At 63.1% G+C, this 18651-nt stretch carries 13 protein-coding genes; 3 read left to right on the top strand and 10 right to left on the bottom strand.

What is annotated here, in order from left to right; translation table 11 throughout:
- Positions 1 to 49: 49 nt before the first annotated feature.
- From CLAM6_RS09015 to CLAM6_RS09005, 3 genes are all read left to right on the top strand, one after another.
- Complete coding sequence (locus CLAM6_RS09015) at positions 50 to 1015, top strand: efflux RND transporter periplasmic adaptor subunit (protein ID WP_153635802.1); 966 nt, start codon at positions 50 to 52, stop codon at positions 1013 to 1015.
- Positions 1016 to 1018: 3 nt separating this feature from the next.
- Positions 1019 to 3226 (top strand): FUSC family protein, encoded by a 2208-nt coding sequence (locus CLAM6_RS09010; protein ID WP_153635801.1) that lies wholly within the window; start codon positions 1019 to 1021, stop codon positions 3224 to 3226.
- Between the two features lie 153 nt (positions 3227 to 3379).
- The gene (locus CLAM6_RS09005; RefSeq protein WP_153635800.1) at positions 3380 to 3703 is read left to right on the top strand and encodes a hypothetical protein; all 324 of its coding nucleotides are present in this window, start codon (positions 3380 to 3382) and stop codon (positions 3701 to 3703) included.
- A 150-nt stretch (positions 3704 to 3853) separates the two neighbouring features.
- Here CLAM6_RS09005 and CLAM6_RS09000 read toward each other — a convergent pair whose 3' ends face one another.
- From CLAM6_RS09000 to CLAM6_RS08955, 10 genes are all read right to left on the bottom strand, one after another.
- A complete protein-coding gene (locus CLAM6_RS09000) occupies positions 3854 to 5242 on the bottom strand; it encodes a GntP family permease (RefSeq protein WP_153635799.1) in 1389 nt (462 codons plus the stop codon).
- A gap of 518 nt (positions 5243 to 5760) precedes the next feature.
- A complete protein-coding gene (locus tag CLAM6_RS08995) occupies positions 5761 to 7749 on the bottom strand; it encodes a beta-galactosidase (protein ID WP_153635798.1) in 1989 nt (662 codons plus the stop codon).
- Between the two features lie 70 nt (positions 7750 to 7819).
- On the bottom strand, positions 7820 to 10042 hold the full coding sequence (locus CLAM6_RS08990; protein ID WP_153635797.1) for an alpha-galactosidase: 2223 nt from the start codon (positions 10040 to 10042) through the stop codon (positions 7820 to 7822).
- Between the two features lie 44 nt (positions 10043 to 10086).
- Entirely contained in the window at positions 10087 to 11013 is a 927-nt protein-coding gene (locus tag CLAM6_RS08985) for an SMP-30/gluconolactonase/LRE family protein (RefSeq protein ID WP_242007632.1), read from the bottom strand.
- Between the two features lie 72 nt (positions 11014 to 11085).
- Positions 11086 to 11700 carry a 2-dehydro-3-deoxy-6-phosphogalactonate aldolase gene (locus CLAM6_RS08980; protein WP_153635796.1) on the bottom strand — a complete coding sequence of 205 codons (615 nt, stop codon included), beginning with the start codon at positions 11698 to 11700 and terminating at the stop codon, positions 11086 to 11088.
- 96 nt (positions 11701 to 11796) lie between these two features.
- Complete coding sequence (locus CLAM6_RS08975; RefSeq protein WP_153635795.1) at positions 11797 to 12834, bottom strand: 2-dehydro-3-deoxygalactonokinase; 1038 nt, start codon at positions 12832 to 12834, stop codon at positions 11797 to 11799.
- The gene (locus tag CLAM6_RS08970; RefSeq protein ID WP_153635794.1) at positions 12831 to 13628 is read right to left on the bottom strand and encodes an SDR family NAD(P)-dependent oxidoreductase; all 798 of its coding nucleotides are present in this window, start codon (positions 13626 to 13628) and stop codon (positions 12831 to 12833) included. The genes CLAM6_RS08975 and CLAM6_RS08970 overlap by 4 nt, the downstream gene beginning before the upstream one ends.
- Before the next feature lie 96 nt (positions 13629 to 13724).
- Complete coding sequence (gene dgoD, locus CLAM6_RS08965; RefSeq protein ID WP_153635793.1) at positions 13725 to 14873, bottom strand: galactonate dehydratase; 1149 nt, start codon at positions 14871 to 14873, stop codon at positions 13725 to 13727.
- A 96-nt stretch (positions 14874 to 14969) separates the two neighbouring features.
- Positions 14970 to 15767, bottom strand: coding sequence for a FadR/GntR family transcriptional regulator (locus tag CLAM6_RS08960; RefSeq protein WP_242007793.1), 798 nt, complete (start codon positions 15765 to 15767; stop codon positions 14970 to 14972).
- Between the two features lie 110 nt (positions 15768 to 15877).
- Entirely contained in the window at positions 15878 to 18643 is a 2766-nt protein-coding gene (locus tag CLAM6_RS08955) for a cache domain-containing protein (protein ID WP_153635792.1), read from the bottom strand.
- Positions 18644 to 18651: the final 8 nt, after the last annotated feature.

Raw genomic sequence — 18651 nt, 5'->3', positions numbered from 1 at the left:
TTTCGTGGCACCCATTTTCCCCAGCCTCTCTATTCCCCAAGGAAACCGCATGCGCAACCTGCGACACAAAGCCGTCAAATGGATCATCACTCTCTGTCTGGTGGCGGCTGCAGCCTGGTGTGCGGTGTGGCTGTGGAATACCTACATGTACAGTCCCTGGACGCGCGACGCCCGGGTGCGCGCCGAGGTAATCACGTTGAGCCCGGATGTCTCCGGCTGGGTGCGTGAGCTGAACGTGGCGGATACCACGCGCGTCAAGGAAGGGGACGTCATCCTTCAGGTCGATCGTGCGCGCTATGAGGCTGCGCTCGCCAAGGCCAAGGCCAGTCTCGCCAGTGCCAGAGCGACCCTGAGTCTGAAGGAGCATGAAGCCAATCGTCGTGGACGCTTGACCAATCGTGCCATCAGTGAGGAGGAACGCGACAGTGCGCGTCTGGAAGCCGAAGTCGCCCGCGCCGACGTGCAACAGGCCGAAGCCGCGGTGCAATCCGCGCAGCTGGATCTCGATCGTACGCGTCTGGTGGCACCCGCCGACGGTAGCATCCTCAACATGCACCTCAGTCAGGGCAATTACGTCACGGCAGGCACGGCGGTGATGGCGCTGATCAAGGAAGACTCCTTCTACCTGAGCGCCTACTTCCAGGAGACCAAGCTACAGCATGTGCGTCCGGGCGATCCGGTCCAGATCACGCTGATGAGCGGCAATGAAGACTTCAAGGGGCGGGTCGTGGGGATCGGTCAGGGCATTGCCGATGACAATACCGCGACCAATGCCCAGCAGCTGCCCCAGGTCAGCGCCACCTTCAGTTGGGTGCGTCTGGCGCAGCGCGTTCCGGTACGGGTGGAATTCGATGATATCGAGGCGGTACGTGCCTCAGGCGTCAATCTTGCCGCCGGCATGACGGCGAGTGTCAGGCTGATCACTGCCGATGATGGCAAGGATGAGACCAGGCATGCCAAGGCGGTACCTGACGAGACAGATCAGGCCATCCAAGACGCAGACGGGAAGTACTGATCCATGTCTCCCGCTCTGGCCGCCTTCCTAAGGCCTTCGTCGTTCGCCCTGAAGTTCGCCACCAAGGGGGTTCTGGCGATGGCGCTGGCCCTCTACGCCGCCTTCTTCTTCGATCTTGATCGACCCTATTGGGCGCTGATCTCGGCGGCGTTTCTGCAGACACGTCCGATGTCGGGCATGGTGGTCGAGAAGGGCATCTGTCAGGTCACGGGTACCTTCGTCGGTACCTGTGTGGCCGTGGTGATCATGGGCTGCTTTGCCCAGGTGCCCGAGCTGGCGCTGGGCTCGGTCACACTGTGGATCGGGCTATGTATCTATGGCGCCTCGCTGACGCACAACAATCTTTCCTATGGCTGTGTGATGGCGGCGGTGGCCTGCATGATCATCGTGGTGTTGACGTCCTCGGCGCCGGATGACTTCTTCTCGGTGGCGCTGGCCCGTCTCAGCGAGCTGAGTCTCGGCGCGCTGTGTGCTGTCGTCGTGAGTGCCCTGGTCTGGCCGATTCGCGTGCGTGATCATCTCGGCCAGCTGGCGGACACGGCGGTGAATGCCACCTTCCGCTATATGGCGCTGGCGTTCTCGATGCCGCCAGAAGGGGGCAGGGCCACAGGTCGGCAACAGGACCAGCACCAGGAACGCATGGCGATGCTCGAGCAGATGATGACCGGGCTGGATGCGCTCAACAATCTCGAGATCGATGCCCATTCAGCGCGCTATGAAGGCCCTCAGGGCAAGGGGCGCATTCGCGGTGTACACCTGCTGACGCGGCGCAGCATGCGTCTCTACGCGACCCTCAAGGCCCTCCACCAGCTACGTCATCCCGAGTTCTTTGTGCCTGCACGGAGCGAAGATGGCGAGGTGAGCGCACAGACCCCTGAGCTGAATCAGGCCCGGAGACAGGAAGCCGAACGCTTCAGCCAGCCGACGCAGGACCTGATGCAGCGTCTGGGCGCGGCCTTTCAGAGCATGGCCGACAATCAGGGCACGGCCCAGGCCCACAGGACGCTCAAGGAGCTGCGCGGGGAATGTCTGCGCCTGTCACGTGGTCAGCGAAGCATCACCGCACTGGAAGCCCGGCTGCTGTTCAGTCTGCGTGAGGTGCTGGGGCATGCGCTGGTCATCCTGCAGGCACGCGAGGTCATCAACCATCCCGGCCGTCATCAGCTGCGGCAGCCGAGCATGAGTTGGCACCGCGATCACGGGCGCGCCGCCATCGATGCGCTGCGCGCGATGGCCATCTTCAGTGTCACGGCGATCTTCTGGCTTGCGACGGCGTGGGACAACGGTGCGGTGGCCATGCTGCTGGGCACGCTGTTCTCGGGCATCTTCGTCAGTCGCGGTGATCCGGCTCCGATCATTCCGATGGTGCTCAAGGGCTTGCTGCTGGCGGTACCGAGCGTGTTGCTGTTCGGCAATGTCATGCTCAGTCACGCCCAGCATTTCGTGCCCTTCGTGATCATCTTCAGTATTCCGCTGTTCTTCGGCCTGATGGGCTCCGTGGTGCCTGCGCTGGCGGGAATCGCCTTGCCCTTCGTGGTGTTCAATATTCTGCTGGTGATGCCGGACAACGGCATGACCTTCGATGTCGCCTATACCCTCAATCGGAGCCTGGCGGCCGGGATCGGCCTGATCGTGACCATCATCGGTTTCCGCCTGATCCCTGTACCGGGGCCTGGCTGGGACAAGCGCCAGCTGATTCGCGCCACGGCGAGTGATATTCGCGAGCTGGCGGAACGCTCCACCGAGCGCCTGGACAGCTGGTTCGGTGGGCGCATGGGAGACAGGCTGTTGCGTCTCGCCCGTCATGAACAGACTCGCAGTCGTGAACTGGAAGCGCGCCGTAGTGGCGAGAATGCAAGTGGTCAGCCCGATGCTGCACAGCAGCAAGTGATCGGCATGCCGCTACTGACGCTGGGGCTGACGGGGATGGATATCGGACGCGGCATAGGCTTCGTGCGGCGGGAATTGGGCAACGATGTGCCACGTCCGGTACTGCATGCCTTGCGTGAATTGATCCATGCGCTGGCGGATGATTATCAGCGCTGTGCCCGGGGAGAGAGTCCCACCAGGATGCGGGCGGCCGGCGACCGATTATGCGAAGTGATCGAGCAACATCGCACCATGAGTCGGCATAAGCAGGCGCTGCTGGCGGGCTGGCTGACACGAGTTCAGCTAACCTTGCAAAGTGATGCCCTGCGCCAACACAGCTGATCCAACACAGATGATATTGCGTTAATGAGAGTGACTTGCAGTTTCCAATAAAATGTTCTTGTAAATCGGCCCGCAGCATATCTTCTGCGCTATGATAAGAAGGTAAGCTCAAAATGAGCGAAATGTATTAGCGCCTTACTGTAGGAGAGAGCCATGGCTTTCATGAACGATATCAGCAACAGTGGGCGCAATGTTCCCGAACGTTTTCGGCGCGTGACCTTCACGACGCAATATCTGCATGAGTTGAATCTCTATGTATTGCCGGCAAGCGAGGTATTGTTGCGCATCTCCCAGGGGGGCGAGGACCTCATGCTGCTGCAGTTCGATGATGAGTTTCATGCCGAATTCATTGCCTCGCGCATCGACGAGTGGGTCGCCGAGAATCCCGGCACCGACCGCGATGATCTGACGCTCTGGATCAAGACGCGGGCACGTCATGAGACGCTGGACCCGAAGCGGGCTCATCACGTCTACTGAGATGTCAGCGCATTGCTGGCTAGCGTGATTTCTCAACAAGAAGGCCACCCGAATGGGTGGCCTTCTTGTCATTGGCCTTTTTTCATAGGCCTGGCGTCACTTTGCTCCACTCAAGTTCGAAAAATTCCAACAGTTGTGAAGCTTTAGGGCTCAGAAGCTACCGACCAGGCTGCCCAGGGTCACGACGGAAATCAGGGCCAGCATCGGGAAGGCGACCGTCATCATGAACATCTGGCCATAGGACTGGCGGTGAGTCAGCTTGCAGATCGCCAGCAGGGTGATGACCGCGCCGGAGTGCGGCAAGGTGTCCATGCTGCCCGCCGCCAGGGCCGCCACGCGATGCATCAGTTCCAGGTCGATGCCGGCATTGACGGCCATCTCGCGGTAGGTCTCGCCCAGAGTCGAAAGCGCAATGCTCATGCCGCCGGATGACGAGCCGGTGATGCCGGCCAGCACGTTGACTGCCACCGCTTCCGAGATCAGCGGGTTGGCCGGATACAGGCCGAGCACTGCCTCCTTGACCATCGCGAAACCGGCCAGGCTGGCGATCACCGCGCCATATCCCACCTCTGAGGCGGTATTGAAGACCGGCAGCATGGCGCCAAAGCAGCCATTGTTGACGGTGGTCTTCAGGTCGGCCCACTGCTTCCAACGAGAGATGACCAGCCAGGTGGAGGCCAAGGCCAGCGCGATCAGGATCGACCACATGCCGGTGGCGCCCGCCGGGTCAAGCTCCGGGAAGGCCTCGCTCAGGTAGGAGAAATCGATGCGCGGGAAGACGAGGTAGGTCAGCAGGGCGTTCAGGCCGATGACCATCACCAGCGGAATCAGCGCCGTGATCATGCCCATCTGTGCGGTGGGCGCCATGGATTCCTTCAGCGCTTCGTCCTTGTGGACTCCGTAGCCTTCCCCCTGTGCCTGAGCCTTGCTGGCACGTCCCTTGAGCCACCAGGTGCCGAGCCCCAGCATGATCAGGCCCGCGATGGTGCCCAGCCCCGGCGCCGCGAAGCTGTTGGTCTGGAAGTAGGGGATCGGGATGGCGTTCTGGATGGCCGGCGTGCCGGGAAGTGCCGTCATGGTGAAGGTGAAGGAGCCGAGGGCGATGGCCGCGGGCAGCAGCCGTTTGGGCGTGCCGGTACGCTGGAAGAGTTGAGCGCCAATCGGATAGACGGCGAAGGCGACCACGAACAGCGAGACGCCCCCGTAGGTGAGCAGTGCGCAGGCCAGCACCACTGTCAGGATCACATGGCGTGTGCCCAGGCGCTTGACCAGGCCCTCGGAGATGGCATGCGCAGCCCCGGAATCGGCCATCAGCTGTCCGAACAGGGCACCGAGGATGAACAACGGGAAGAACTTGGCCAGATAGCCGCCCAGCTGACTCATGAAAGTCACGGTGTAGCTGGGCAGCAGGGCGGCTGCATCTCCTGACAGGACGACAGCGAGGGCAGCCATCAGAGGGGCAAGCAAGAGAACGGTGATACCGCGGTAGGCCAGGAACATCAGCAGCCCGAGCGATATCAGAATGGCAAGAATACTCATGGGGGTATCTCGTAGTTGGCGTTATCGTAGTCGTGAGTCGTCTGCCATTGACGACGGTTGTCCTGTTTACAGGTGCGTGGCCTGTTGTTTTTGCTATTTATTGGCTTATATACAGAGACATCCAGCACATTAGAGATTGTCTGACATGAGAACAATGCGCCTTAAGTGGCAGCGAAGTGCGGTTTGTGAGCGCTGTACCGACTGGATGCCACCTGTCTCGTCAAGCGAATAGAGAGTCGTCTTATATTCAAAATATACCGTTATCTTGCTTTGTTTTCGTTCAATCAATCCTGAACTATCAGTCGTCAGGTGGGCGGGGGTTGTGTCAGCTCGCCAGTGTAGTCACTCATGAAGTCTGGGCCAATGACATGGATGTTCAGAATAGGGCCCTGAAAAACGGCGCCCGAAGGCGCCGCGACAAGTGATCGAACAGTCTGCCGGTCGCGAGATCCGAGAGATGTCCTGCTTTCGAGCAGAGTCGATCTTCGCGTTGAATGAGTGGGCAGGAGCCGCCTCACTCAGGGGCGCTTTTCGTCACTGAACCAGATACAGACATCAGCGGGTGCCAGCACCCGGCTACCGGCGAGCAGCCCGCTGTCATTGACGAGGCCTTCCGGCAGCGAGCGCGGCTCGGGGGCATAGTTGAAGGCGAAGTTCAGCGGCCCGCGCCGCCGCAGGCGCACGCCGTCGGGCAGGGCATGAGTGGTGATGCCACAGACCTGACACTCCGCCTGCAGAATCGCCACCAGACTGTCTTCACTCAACCAGGCGGTCAGATAGCTGACACCGCGATGATGCAGGATGGTGGGTTCGCCATCCTCGAAGCGCGTTACCACCTGGGCACTGGTGCGCTGATGGTCGAGCAGGTCGCGCCAGCGCAGGGCATGGCCGTGTGCACCGTTGCTAAACGTGACGGCCGGCTCGGCACCTGGCCGCAGGCCGTCGACTCGATCGACCGTGACGCCAGCCAGCTCGCTGAGTGCGCCGGGTGCCAACTGCGCGGGTATCTGAAACTCCGGCGTGCGCGAGCCGGAGCGTGCGCCGATCACCACGCGACTGCCTGAATCGCGCGCCGTGCTCAGACGCGCCGCCAGCGCCTCATCGGCAATCACCTGACAGGGCAGCACGATCAGTGAATAGCCAGAAAGCGCATCGTGCGGTGAGACGATATCGACATCAAGCCCGAGTCGCCGCAGCGCGCTGTACCAGCTCAGGTACAGCTCGAGCGGGTTGAAGTTCTCGGCGTGGGGCTGGATCTGACAGGCCCAGATGGAGGCGTAATCGAACATCAGTGCGACGGGCGCCTGCTGGGCAGTCGTCGTGTCATGTTCCGCGAGTGTCGCCAGTTCATCGCGCACCTGCAAGAGCTCCGGCCAGGCCGAGGCGGGCGAGCCATCCGGGCGCAGCAGGCCAGCGTGCATCTGCTCCTGGGCGAAGGGCGCCTGACGCCAGCGGAAGTAGGAGACGACTTCGGCGCCATGCGCGAAGGCTTCGTGGCTCCACAGTCGCACCATGCCGGGCAAGGGCGCGGCGTTGCTGATCGCCCAGTTGACCGGGCCCGGCTGCTGCTCCATCACCCACCAGCGGCCCTTGCACATGGCGCGGTAGAGGTCGTGATGGAAGCCGGCAAAGTCCGGATGACCTTGCTGGCGATAATGGGCCTTGGTGGCGTCGTCGTGGGCGCCTCGCTCCAGAAAGCCCAGCGGGTAGCTGTCCCAGCTGGCGATATCCAGATCACGGGCGACATCGAAGTGATCGAATTCGGTGAACAGGCCCATGAAGTTGTGCACGATATCGCCGCTGACACCCGCGGCACGCAGGGTGTCGACCTGCAGGCGGTTGTATTGGACCACCATGTCGGAGCAGAAGCGTCGATAATCGAGCACGATGGCCGGATGCGGTTCGGTCACTGTGCCGACGGGCGCCTCGACCTGGGAGAACTCGCTGACTTCCATGCTCCAGAACACCGTGCCCCAGGCCTCATTGAGGGCCTCGACCGTGCCATAGCGCGCCTCGAGCCATTGGGGGAAGCGGGCGCGGGCGGCTGCGGAGTAGCTGAGGATGGTGTCATGGCAGCCATACTCGTTGTCGGTCTGCCAGGCGATGACCGCGGGATGGTGGGCATAGCGCTCGCCCATCAGGCGCACGATGCGCTCGCTCAAGGTGCGGAACGTCGGCGAAGAGAAGCAGTAGTGACGACGCGAGCCATAGCCGCGTGTGTCGCCATTCTCATCGACGGCCAGAATTTCCGGATGAGCATCCACCAGCCACTTGGGCGGTGTCGCCGTGGGCGTGCCCATCACGATCTTGAGACCAGCCGCCGCCAGAACCTCGACGGCCTCATCCAGCCACTCGAAGCGCAGGTCACCCGCGCTGGGCTCCAGGCGACTCCAGGCGAATTCTCCGATACGCACGACACGAATGCCGGCTTCCATCATGTCGCGAGCATCCTGCGGCCAGCGATCACGTGGCCAGTGTTCCGGGTAATAACAGACACCGAGCTGCATGGGGTTCATCCTTGATGCTGAAAATGGGGAGCGAGCGCGTCGCATGCAATGACATCCTGCGTGGCGCGCGTCATGGCGCTACCGCCTGAAGGTGAACCAGGATTGCCTGGTCGGGGTCCAGCACCGGCAGGGCGAGGCCTTCTCGCATCAGGTACTCACCGGAGACGACGACCGGCTCGCCGGCCTGTTGTCGGCTGATCCAGGCGGGCAGCTGTTTCATGCGTCGCTCCGGGTGCTCCGGCAGTTCCAGCAGCTCGAGCCGGTAGGCCGTGTCGGCTTGCAGGCCGGCCAGCGGCTGGGCGGCGGGTACGGCGTGGCGTGGCATGGCCAGTTGGCTGATGCTGAACAGGGCCTGCTGCCCATCCTGACTGACCACGCCATGGGCATGTTGATCGTCGTCCAGGCAATCCAGACGCCAGCTGACACCGTTGTGCAGCAGGCCACGCAGCGCCTTGTAGCGCGCTATCCAGCCGCCCAGCTCACGGCGCTCTGCCTGATCGAGCTGGCTGACATCCAGCTCCAGCCCCAGATGACCGAACAGCGCCGTGGAGGCACGGAAGGCGAGCGACGTGCGCCGCGAGGTGGTATGGGCATGTTGCGGCCCGATATGCGCGCCCAGAAGCTCCGGCGGCAGCACGCGACTGGCCCCGCGCTGGATATGTGTGCGCTCGTGGGGGTCGTTGCAGTCAGACGTCCAGACGCGATGGGTGTGTCGCAGAATGCCGTGATCGGTGCGCGCGCCACCCGAGGCGCAGCTCTCGATCTCGACGCCGGGATGCGCCTTTCGCAGGCGGGCCAGCAGCGAGTAGAGCGCGCTGACCTGGGCATGGGCGGCAGGCTTTCCGCGTCCTTTCTCCGACTGACCGCCTGCGTGGGTCAGGTCGCGATTCATGTCCCATTTCAGATACTTGATCGGGTAGTCGCTGAGCAGCGCATCGAGGCGCGCAAACAGGTAGTCACAGACCTCGCGGCGAGTCAGATCCAGCACGCATTGATAACGTCCCAGCGGCTGCTCGCGCCCCTCCAGCCCGAGAATCCAGTCCGGATGGGTGCGGAAGAGTTCACTATCCGGGTTGACCATCTCGGGCTCGACCCACAGGCCGAATTCCATACCGTGCGCATGCACGGACTCGATCAGCGGCCCCAGCCCCTGCGGGTACTTGCCGGTATCCAGATACCAGTCGCCAAGGGCGGCGCGCTCGCCATTCCGGCCGACGAACCAGCCATCATCGAGCACGAAACGCTCGGCACCCACCTCACCGGCAGCAACGACCAACTCCTCTAGACGCGCCGCGTCGTGATCGAAGTAGAGTGCTTCCCAGGTGTTGACGTGTACCGGACGCGGCTTGTCGGCCACCGGCCAGTCAAGGCGCGCGCGCAGGGTGCGATGCATGCGCTGGCTGGCGCCATTGATGCCCGTATCCGACCAGGCCATCACCACTTCCGGGGTGGTCACGCTGTCGCCGGCGGCCAGCATCTGCTCGCCAGGCAGCAGCAGGGCGCCCATCTGCAATTGGGTGCTGCCATCGAATTGACGCTCGATCAGGGCGCGATGGTTGCCGCTCCACGCCAGATGCGCGGTGATGACTTCGCCACGCTGCTCGCTGAAACCTGGCGTGCCGGTGATCAGCGTCGGCACGCGTTGATGCGAGCTGCGGCCGCGACGGTTCTCGAGCGTGAAGGTGCCTTCGCTGAGACGATGACGCGTCTCGGTGAATTCCTGCACCCAGCGGCCGCCGAAGCTCAGGCACTCCTCGAAGCGGACCGGCAGCGGCAGGCAGGCGGCCGCCAGCCATTCGAGCCGATAGGGCGCGGATGACTGATTGGTCAGGGTCGTCTGCTGACGCAATACGCCCTCGCGGGTGACGGTCAGCGCCAGCAATACTTCAAGCTCACTCAGGCTGTCGCGAAGCGTAAGGCGGGCGTGAGCGCCGGAGGCATCCGTCGAGCAGGCCACATCGCTCAGGCGCATCGCCGTCAGCCAGTCGCGGCCTTCGCGATCACCGATCAGCGCGGGATAGCCGGCAAAGCCGAGCCCGGCATCATTGAACAGGGTATTGGGCGGCAGCTGATCCAGGCTGGCCTGGGGCGTGGCAGCAGCGCTCATCAGGCGGTGCTGGTCCGGATTGATGGGCGCGATGCGCCCGAAATGGGCCAGCTTGAGCAGACCATCGGCGAGATCCAGCTGCAGCTGGATGCCATCGGCACTCAGGCTCAACCACTGCTGATCGCTTGACCAGGTCGCGTCAGGCGCAGCCGGAGGTCGGGAGGATGGGGCGTCTGCAGTCATCATGAGAGGTCCAGAAATAAAGAAAGATCAGAGAGGGAATGGCGGTGTCAGCCCAGCACCAGCGGTGGCTCTGCCAGTCCCTTGAAGCCGTGTGCTGACAGATCCAGCGCGAAGAGGTCACCATCACCTGCCGCATGATCCGGCGCGGCCATGCCTTCATGCGCCGTGGTGACATACAGCGTGCTCAGCCCTTCGCCACCGAACAGCGGGCACGAAGGCTGACTGACCGGCAGCGCCACATGAGCGATTTCCTTGCCGTCGTGGTCCAGCCTTGCCACGCGGCCGGCCCCCCAGAGCGCGATCCACATATGGCCTTCGGCATCGATCACGGCGCCATCCGGGCCACCGCCGGCATCCCGCAGATCGGCCCAGACTTCGGGGGCGTTGTATTCACCTGCTGACTTGAGTGGCCAGCCATCGGCGTCCAGCTGCCAGCGCATCACCTGACCGGTGACGGTGTCGGTGAAATAGGCGAAGCGGCCATCCGGCGAGAAGCACAGCGCATTGGGAATGGTCAGCCCCTCGAGTACGCGGGTCAGCTCTCCGCGATGCAGTCGATAGAGGCTGCCAGCGCCGGACTCGGCGTTGCAGCCCATGCTCGACAGCCACAGACTGCCGTGGCGATCGACCCGCGCATCATTGCTGCGCGTGGCCGGCGCCGCGTCCGCCTCGAAGGGCATGAAATCCTCCACGGCGCCGGTCTCGGGATTGAAGTGCGAGAGCATTCCCTGGCCGACCAGCAGGTAATCGCCGTCTTGGGTAACGGCTGCGTAGGAGGTGCGGCGCGCCAGCTGAGTGATGACGTGATCACTGCCGTCCGCGGCCGCGTGATGCAGCTCGCCGGCGAGGATGTTCAGCCAGCGCACCCGCGCAGGTAGGGTGCTTGTCGTGGGCGTCCAGCCCGGCCCTTCGCCCAGCTCGCAGCCACTGGCGACGACGCGCCTGGCAGTGCCAAGGCCTGGGGATGACATCATCTGCTGCTCCTTTGCGATATGCGTGCTCTGTTCGTTGTCTCGTCACTCTTGCGGCGGCGTGACTTGTCGTTATCAGTCTGCCGCCAGCCATGCCGCGACCAGCGTGCGGGCACGTTCACCCACTTCGGCCGCGCTCAGACCGGGCGTGTAGATGGCCGTGCCGAGGCCGGCGCCGTGGACACCCGCCGCACGCCATTCGGCGAAGTTGTCACTGCCGATGCCGCCGACGGCATAAAGCTCGATGTCCTTGGGCAACACGGCCAGCATGGCCTTCATGTTGACGATGCCGACCTGAGTCGCCGGGAACAGCTTGAGGCCCGAGGCGCCGGCAGCGAGAGCCGCGAAGGCTTCCGTCGGCGTGACGATGCCGGGCAGCGAGACCATCTCCAGGCGGCGGCTTTCGCGGATGACGTCGACATCGGCATTGGGCGAGACGATCAGACGGCCGCCGGCGGAGTGCACATCGCGTACCTGCTGTGGGGTCAGCACGGTGCCGGCACCGATCAGGATCTTGCCGTCATGCGCGCGCTCGCAGTGCTCGACCAGCGCGGCGATGCTCTCCAGCGGTTGTGGGGAGTTGAGTGGGACTTCGATGCGGGTGATGCCGGCGGCGATGATCTCGTCGGCGATGGCGATGACGTCTTGCGGTGTCACACCGCGCAGTATGGCGACCAGAGGCAGGCTCATGGCAATCTCCAGAAATGGGTCTATTTGAAGAGGAGCTGTGTGAACAAGGGCTGTGTGAAGAGAGAAATGCTGGCTGGCAATGCCAGAAATGCTCAATCAATGGTTCACAGAGGCATGTTTTGATGACAAGCCACCGCCCGACGACGATGCCTGTGCGGATGATCGCCCACGCCGGATGCGTCCGAGCCCTGCCAGAATCATGTCGGCGTTGGCCGCGGTGGTGACCTGATAGCCCAGATGCTCCAGCGCGACCTGATAGCGCTGGCACAGCACGACGTCGCCGATCAGGGTGATGGTGGTGTGATCTGAAAACTCCGCAGTGGCGCCCGCCAGCTCAAGCCCCAGCACCAGGCCTGACAGGCGTGCACCGAGCACCGCCTTGCGAGCGTCACTCTGAGGCAGAGATGTATCGAGCAGATCGCGGGCACGAATGCCGAACAGTTGCGCAGTGGTGCGCTCCGGGGCAGCAAGCGCTGTATCGATGCCCTCCAGATAGGCATCGCGCTGGGTGGCGTCGGTGAGATCTCCAGCAGCGACGGAGTGCTTGAGCACCGAATCCTGACTGAGCAGCTTGTAGAGTTCGCCGCTCATGAAGGTGCTGAAGCCGGTAATGGCGCCATTGGCGAGATGCGCCCACTTGGCGTGGGTGCCGGGCAGGCACACCGCTCCGCTGTAGTCGGGCTGGTCGGCGACAAGGCCCGCCAGCTGGGTCTCCTCGCCACGCATGACATCGTAGGTCGGCTGCTGCTGACAGAGGCCCGGCACGATGGCGACGGCAAGGCGGCTGTCGCGCGTCGTGACATGGGTCAGCCGCTCACTGAGGGCAGCAAGCACATCACGGGAAGGCGTCTTCTCTGCGGGCAGCGGCAGATAAGCCGCTTCCTGCCAGCCCTGACGCGCGCCGGCCATGCCACAGATCAGCACCGGCATGGGAGAGGTCTCATCGTCGGGCAGCCAATCATTGATCAGCACGCGCAGTACATCCTCGAACTCATCCGCCGCTAGTCCCAGCATGCCACGGGCACTGCTGGCCTGAGCGATGACCTCATCTTCGTCAGTGACGGCCCAGGCGCGCAGATTGCTGGAGCCCCAATCGACGGCGATCCAGGCCGGCGTGACGCTGAGGGCGCTCACACTCGGCCTCCGTCTACCACCATCGGCTGGCCGGTCATCATGCGCGAGGCGCTGGAGGCCAGGAACAGGCACGGATTGATCATGTCCTCGACCGGAATGGCCTTTTTCAGGCACTGCTGGTCAATGCACTCGTTCAAGTCCTTGTCGTTGACCCACAGCTCGCGCTGACGCTCCGTCATCACCCAGCCCGGAATCAGGCAATTGACGCGAATGGCGTCCGGGCCCAGCTCGCGCGCCAGTGCCTTGGTCATGCCCATGATGCCGGCCTTGGCGGTGACGTAGGTCGGGTAGCCGCCCAGCCCCAGCATGTAGCTGTTGGAGGACAGATTGATGATGGCGCCGCCACCCAGCGCGCGCATGTCGGGGGCGACGGCCTGGGCGGTGAAGAATTGCGGGCGCAGGTTGGTAGCGATGGATTCATCCCACTGTTCCACCGTCCACTCATCCAGCCTATGACGGGTGTCACGCGCGGCGTTGTTGATCAGCACGTTGATCAGGCCGTGGGCCTCACGCGCCTGAGCGACGGCGGCCTGCAGCGCCTCGATATCCTGGATGTTGCAGGGGATGAACAGCGGACGATTGGCGTAGCGAGCTTCCATGGCGTCACAGAATTCGCTGGCATCGGACAGGCCGACGAAGGCGACCTTGGCGCCCTGGGCGAGGAAGCCTTCGGTCAGCGCGGCGCCGATACCGGAGCCACCGCCGGTGATGAAGACGCTGGCGCCTTCGAGGTCCGGGTAGCGAAAGTCGGCGAAGGCGGGGCTTTCAGACGTGGATGATGCGGTACGAGTCATGTCGAATCCTTCATTGAGCGTGACAGGCCTTCGGCGGAAGGCCTGTCCTGGCATGGCGTCTAGGTTGTCAGCGGGTGCGTTGCGGCTTGCTCGGCATTACCACTCGGCGACGGAGCCGTCTTCGTGGGCCCACACCGGATTGCGCCAGCGATGGCCGACCTTGGCACGCTCCTCGACGAAGGCTTCGTCGATCTCGACGCCCAGCCCCGGGCCCTGCGGAATGGCGCAGAAGCCGTCCTTGATCGCCAGCGCATCCTTGTCGACCAGGTAATCCAGTACGTCGTTGTCCTTGTTGTAGTGGATTCCCATGCTCTGTTCCTGGATGAAGGCGTTGTGACACACCGCATCCAGTTGCAGTGAGGCCGCCAGCGTCAGCGGGCCGAGCGGGCAGTGCGGGGCCAGCGCCACATCGTAGGCCGAGGCCAGGGTGGCGATCTTCAGGCCTTCGCTGATGCCGCCACAGTGGGAAAGATCCGGCTGGATGATGTCGACCATGCCGTCCGCTAGCAGATCGCGGAACTGGAAGCGGGTGTGCAGGCGCTCGCCGGTGGCGATGGGCGTCGCGATGCCCTCGGCGATGTGCTTGAGCGACGGCAGGTGCTCAGGCGCGACCGGCTCCTCGATGAACATCGGGTGGAATTGCTCCAGCTCACGCAGCAACGCCTTGGCCATCGGCCGATGCACGCGGCCATGGAAGTCGATGCCGATGCCGACATCCGGTCCGACCGCGTCACGAGCCTCGGCGACACGTGCCACCGCATCATCGATCTTCTTGTGCGAATCGACGATCTGCATCTCTGGCGTGCCGTTCATCTTGAAGGCGGTGAAACCCTGATCGACCAGCGCCTTGGCGCCTGCGCCGACATCTGACGGGCGGTCGCCACCGGTCCAGGCATACATGCGCATCTTGTCGCGCACCGGGCCGCCGAGCAGCTGGTGCACGGGCACTCCCAGATCACGGCCCTTCAGGTCCCACAGCGCCTGATCGATGCCAGCGATGGCGGACATCAGGATCGGGCCGCCACGGTAGAAGCCCGCGCGGTACATCACGTTCCACAGGTGCTCGATATTGCGCGGGTCCTGACCGACCAGATAATCGGACAGCTCGTGCACGGCGGCCTCGACCGTCGCGGCGCGGCCTTCGATGACCGGTTCGCCCCAGCCATAGCAGCCTTCATCGGTCTCGATCTTGAGGAACAGCCAGCGCGGCGGAACTTGCCAAGTCTTGAGTCGGGTGATTTTCACGGATGCATCCTTATGAGAATGGGCATTTGAAGGAGGGTCAGCGCCAGGTGAAACGGGTCGTGGGACAAGCCGTCATCAGCTGACGCCTGATCAGCATCAGAAGCGGCGGTGCCCCAGCTGTGGGTGGTCCGGTGAGAAGCCAAGATCGCGCGCTGCGGTCTCCAGTACGCGCTCGGCACAGGTGCGTGCCATCTCGGGCTGACGCAGGCGAATGGCCTCCATCACCGCGCGGTGACGATCGAGGCTGGCGCGATGATGACTGTGATCATGCTGCTGCGCGGACTGCTGGGTACTGTGAATCAGTTGGCTGATGGAAGGGCGCAGCAAACTGCCAAGCTGTGTCCACACCAGATTGTGCGTGGCGTGGTAGATGGCTTCGTGGAAGGCGACATCGTGCTCGGCATGCGCCTCGCGCGAGCTGTCATTGGCGGTATTGACCATGCCTTCGAAGGCGCGTTCCAGGCGCGCGAGGTCCTGGGCGTTGGCCTTCATTGCGGCCAGCGCACTGACATAGGGCTCGACGGACAGGCGGAAGGCGTAGATCTCGCGCATCAGGTCCGAATTGATACCGTCGAGGCCGCTGACCCAATGGCTCATCAGCGGGTCCAGCAGCTGCCATTCGCTCATCTCGCGCACGATGGTGCCGCGCCCGGCGGTGCGCTCCAGCAGCCCGGCGCTCACCAGCTGAGCCAAGGCATTGCGAACACGGTTACGGCTGGCGTCGAAGCGCTGGCAGAGGTCCAGTTCACGCGGAAAGCTGTCACCGGGGCCGAAGCTGCCCGCGAGGATTTCCCGCGCCATGCAGGTGGCGATGGCCTCCATGCTGCGCGGGGTCGCGTCGTCCGCCGAGGCGCTGTCAGTGGCGAGCGCGGCTGTCGCCAGAGAGTCGGTCATTGAGATGCCTGTCATGAGGGATGGTCAGGAGAGTCACTGCATCGCGTCGCCTGCGAGCGCGGCGCTGACACATGAGGTTCCGAGCATCAGAATAAATGTCTGAACACACATTAATAAATGTCGGACATTTCAACAAGGCGCAAACACTTCAACTTTGGTCGCGCGAGAAGTTCGCCCGACACAGCTAACAAGGGCGCAGCTAACAAGGAGGCGGGTAACAAGGATGGTAGTAAAAAGGGGTGTGCCCACAACGATCGGGGCCAGACGCGATGTCTGGCCCCTGTGGTTATGTGGCCTTGAGAAGGCGGGTTACATGCAGAGCGGGTCATAGGGAAGCGGGTATAGAAGAAGTCTGGCGCCATGACCGGGTCAAGCCGATGCCGGTAGCGAGCCAGGTGTCCATTGAGGGTCAATTGCCATTCCTTGAGTGTCTGGGCACAGGAGAGATCGAGCAGCGTGACCTCCAGCGTCGCAGTGTCCTCCAGCGATGACAGCAGCGATGTCAGGGAGTCGGCGGTGGGCGGCGAGGCAGTGCCATTGGCTGGCGCCTCGAACAGTGGCTCATTGCCTTCAGGGTGGCGAGTCACTTTCTGCGCAGGCGAGATATCCCGACATTGATGGCCCATCACGATGAAGTTGCCCTTGCTGACGCGGAAGACACGCAACGGATAGAAGCAGGCATTCAGATGCGGGCCAAGCTGGGCATCGAGTGGCGCAAGTTGTCTGTCGCCAGTGTCGCGTCGCGCGCCTCCCTTCCGGCACAGACGAAGATGGCACAGCGTGATGTGCTGCCCCATGGCGTCCTGACACTCGCGGGCCAGCGCTTCGAGAGCGGTATCCAGCAGTGCGCGGGTGAAGCAGCCACTGTGGCTGTCGCGCCACCGGTTCGGGTCACGTTCTACCTGCTGCGGGCAGAGTCGATGCAGGGTGGGCGCCGGCGGTATCGGTTGCTCCGTCAGTACTTCACGCGCCGCCTGCAGCAACTCTGGCGGTAGATGGCCATGACGGTGTTCGATATCGCACAGCGCCTGGGCCTCACTGACCCCGGTATGACGCACCAGATCGATGACCTGCACGACCAGCGCCAGAGTGCTGGCAGCGAGGGACGTCTCGCCAAGCGACGTTGCAGCAATATCGGTAGAAGCCTGCTCCGCCTGTGGGATGTCTGCATTAAAAGGCGCAGAAGGAGACCCGGACGGAGACGCAGCAGGAGGTGTTGTAGAGGACTGCGCGGGCTGGGAGAGCGCATCAGCGTTGCCGTTTGCATGCGGTGCCAACCTGCTGCAGGCACCGAGCATGAACTGCTGGCTGGCACGCAGCAGGTCAGCTTCGGCGGGCGCCATCAGGGCGTCTTCCATCATGCGTGCCCCGATCTCGACATGGCGACGCAGCAAGTGATACTGATCGAAATGGAGTTCATCGCGTGGTCGCAGCAGTGAGTCAGGCAGCGCCAGCTTGCCGATATCGTGCAGCATGGCGACGCGTTCCAGCGTGGCGACGCGTTCCAGCGTGGCGATTTCCTGGCGGTCCATCCCGAGTCGTGTCGCGATGGCGCTGACAAGATTGGCGGCCAGCCAGTCTTCTCCCGAGCGCTCGGGGCAGCGTTCCTCGCGGATCATGCGCATCACCGACCCGAGCCTGTCTTCGCCGCGCTGTTCAAGCTCATGCTCCAGCTGATTCATGCGCTGGCGCATCTGCAGCTGTCGCTCACGATATTGGCGCAGGAAGGCGTAGCCAAAGGCCAGGCAGAGCATCAAGGTCACCAGCAGGGTGATCAGGAAGTGCCAACGCTCCAACGCGTGCTTCTTCTTCATCAAGTCTGCGTGCGCCTTGAAGGCGGCTTCACTGATGTCATCGAGATAGACGCCGCTGGCGATGATCCACTGGAAGGGGGGATACAGGGCGGCGTAGGCGGTCTTATCGACCTGCTCGGCGCCCGGGCGCTTGGGGAAGCGGTAATCGAAGTAGATGCCACTGCCGTTCAAGACACCCTCGAGCTCGGTGCGATACGGGAAGCGGCCACTGCTGTCCTGGTACTCGGTCGACAGCAGCTTGCCTTCGGTGTCGGGCAGCAGAGGATGGATCAAGCGGCGTGCATAGCCCTCACCGCCGGCCGGGTCCAGGATATCGTTGATCCAGACATAGCGGCTTTCCTCGCGCTCGATACTCGCGTGCAGAGATTGTCTCAGCTCATTGGCGACCAGAAAGGCCACCATCTTCGGGTCGATATGCACCAGCGCCCAAGGGGCAGGCTGCTGTCGTCGATCAAGGCGCACGGCGCCGGGGCTGTCTTCCTCTTGCCCCAGAGGCACGGCAAACACCAGTCCGGCATCCGTGCCGCGCAGGAATTGCGCCTTGCGCATGCCCGCGTTGAGGCGCTGATTCAGCTCCTGATTCCACCAGTCAGGGTGGAGCGTGGTGGGGAGCTGCACGATGTCGATCCAGTCCGGGTTGATGCGCAGGTCCGGGAACTGGCGCAACAGTTCGGTGCTGACGAAGGAGCGATCACGACCACTCAGATGGCTGATGCCCAGTGACGGTGAGCGCATGGTGGTGATGAGAAGACGTTGCAGACGATGCTCGTAATCGCGATGTCGCGAGGCGATCATGCCCAGTGTCTGCTCCACCATCAGGCTGGCCTGTTGACGCCGCTCCCTGGCGACCAGCATCTGGGTCGCCTGGGCCTGCAGAATGTCCTGTTCGCGACTCTGCGATTCCTGAAATACCAGCAGGCCGCCAAGCGAGAGACAGGAGAGTGCGGTCAACCCCAGCCACAGGCGCAAGGGTTTGCCGAACGGACGCTGTCTGTCCGGGGAGCGAAGATCGGGCGGGCCGGTATCTGGCCCATGTCGAGAGAGATCACTATCCTTGATCACTGTTCTGG

Source organism: Cobetia sp. AM6 (assembly GCF_009617955.1).
GTDB classification, from domain to species: domain Bacteria; phylum Pseudomonadota; class Gammaproteobacteria; order Pseudomonadales; family Halomonadaceae; genus Cobetia; species Cobetia amphilecti.
The sequence above is the reverse complement of the archived record's forward strand: the minus strand, read 5'-3'. Positions and strand labels throughout refer to the sequence as shown.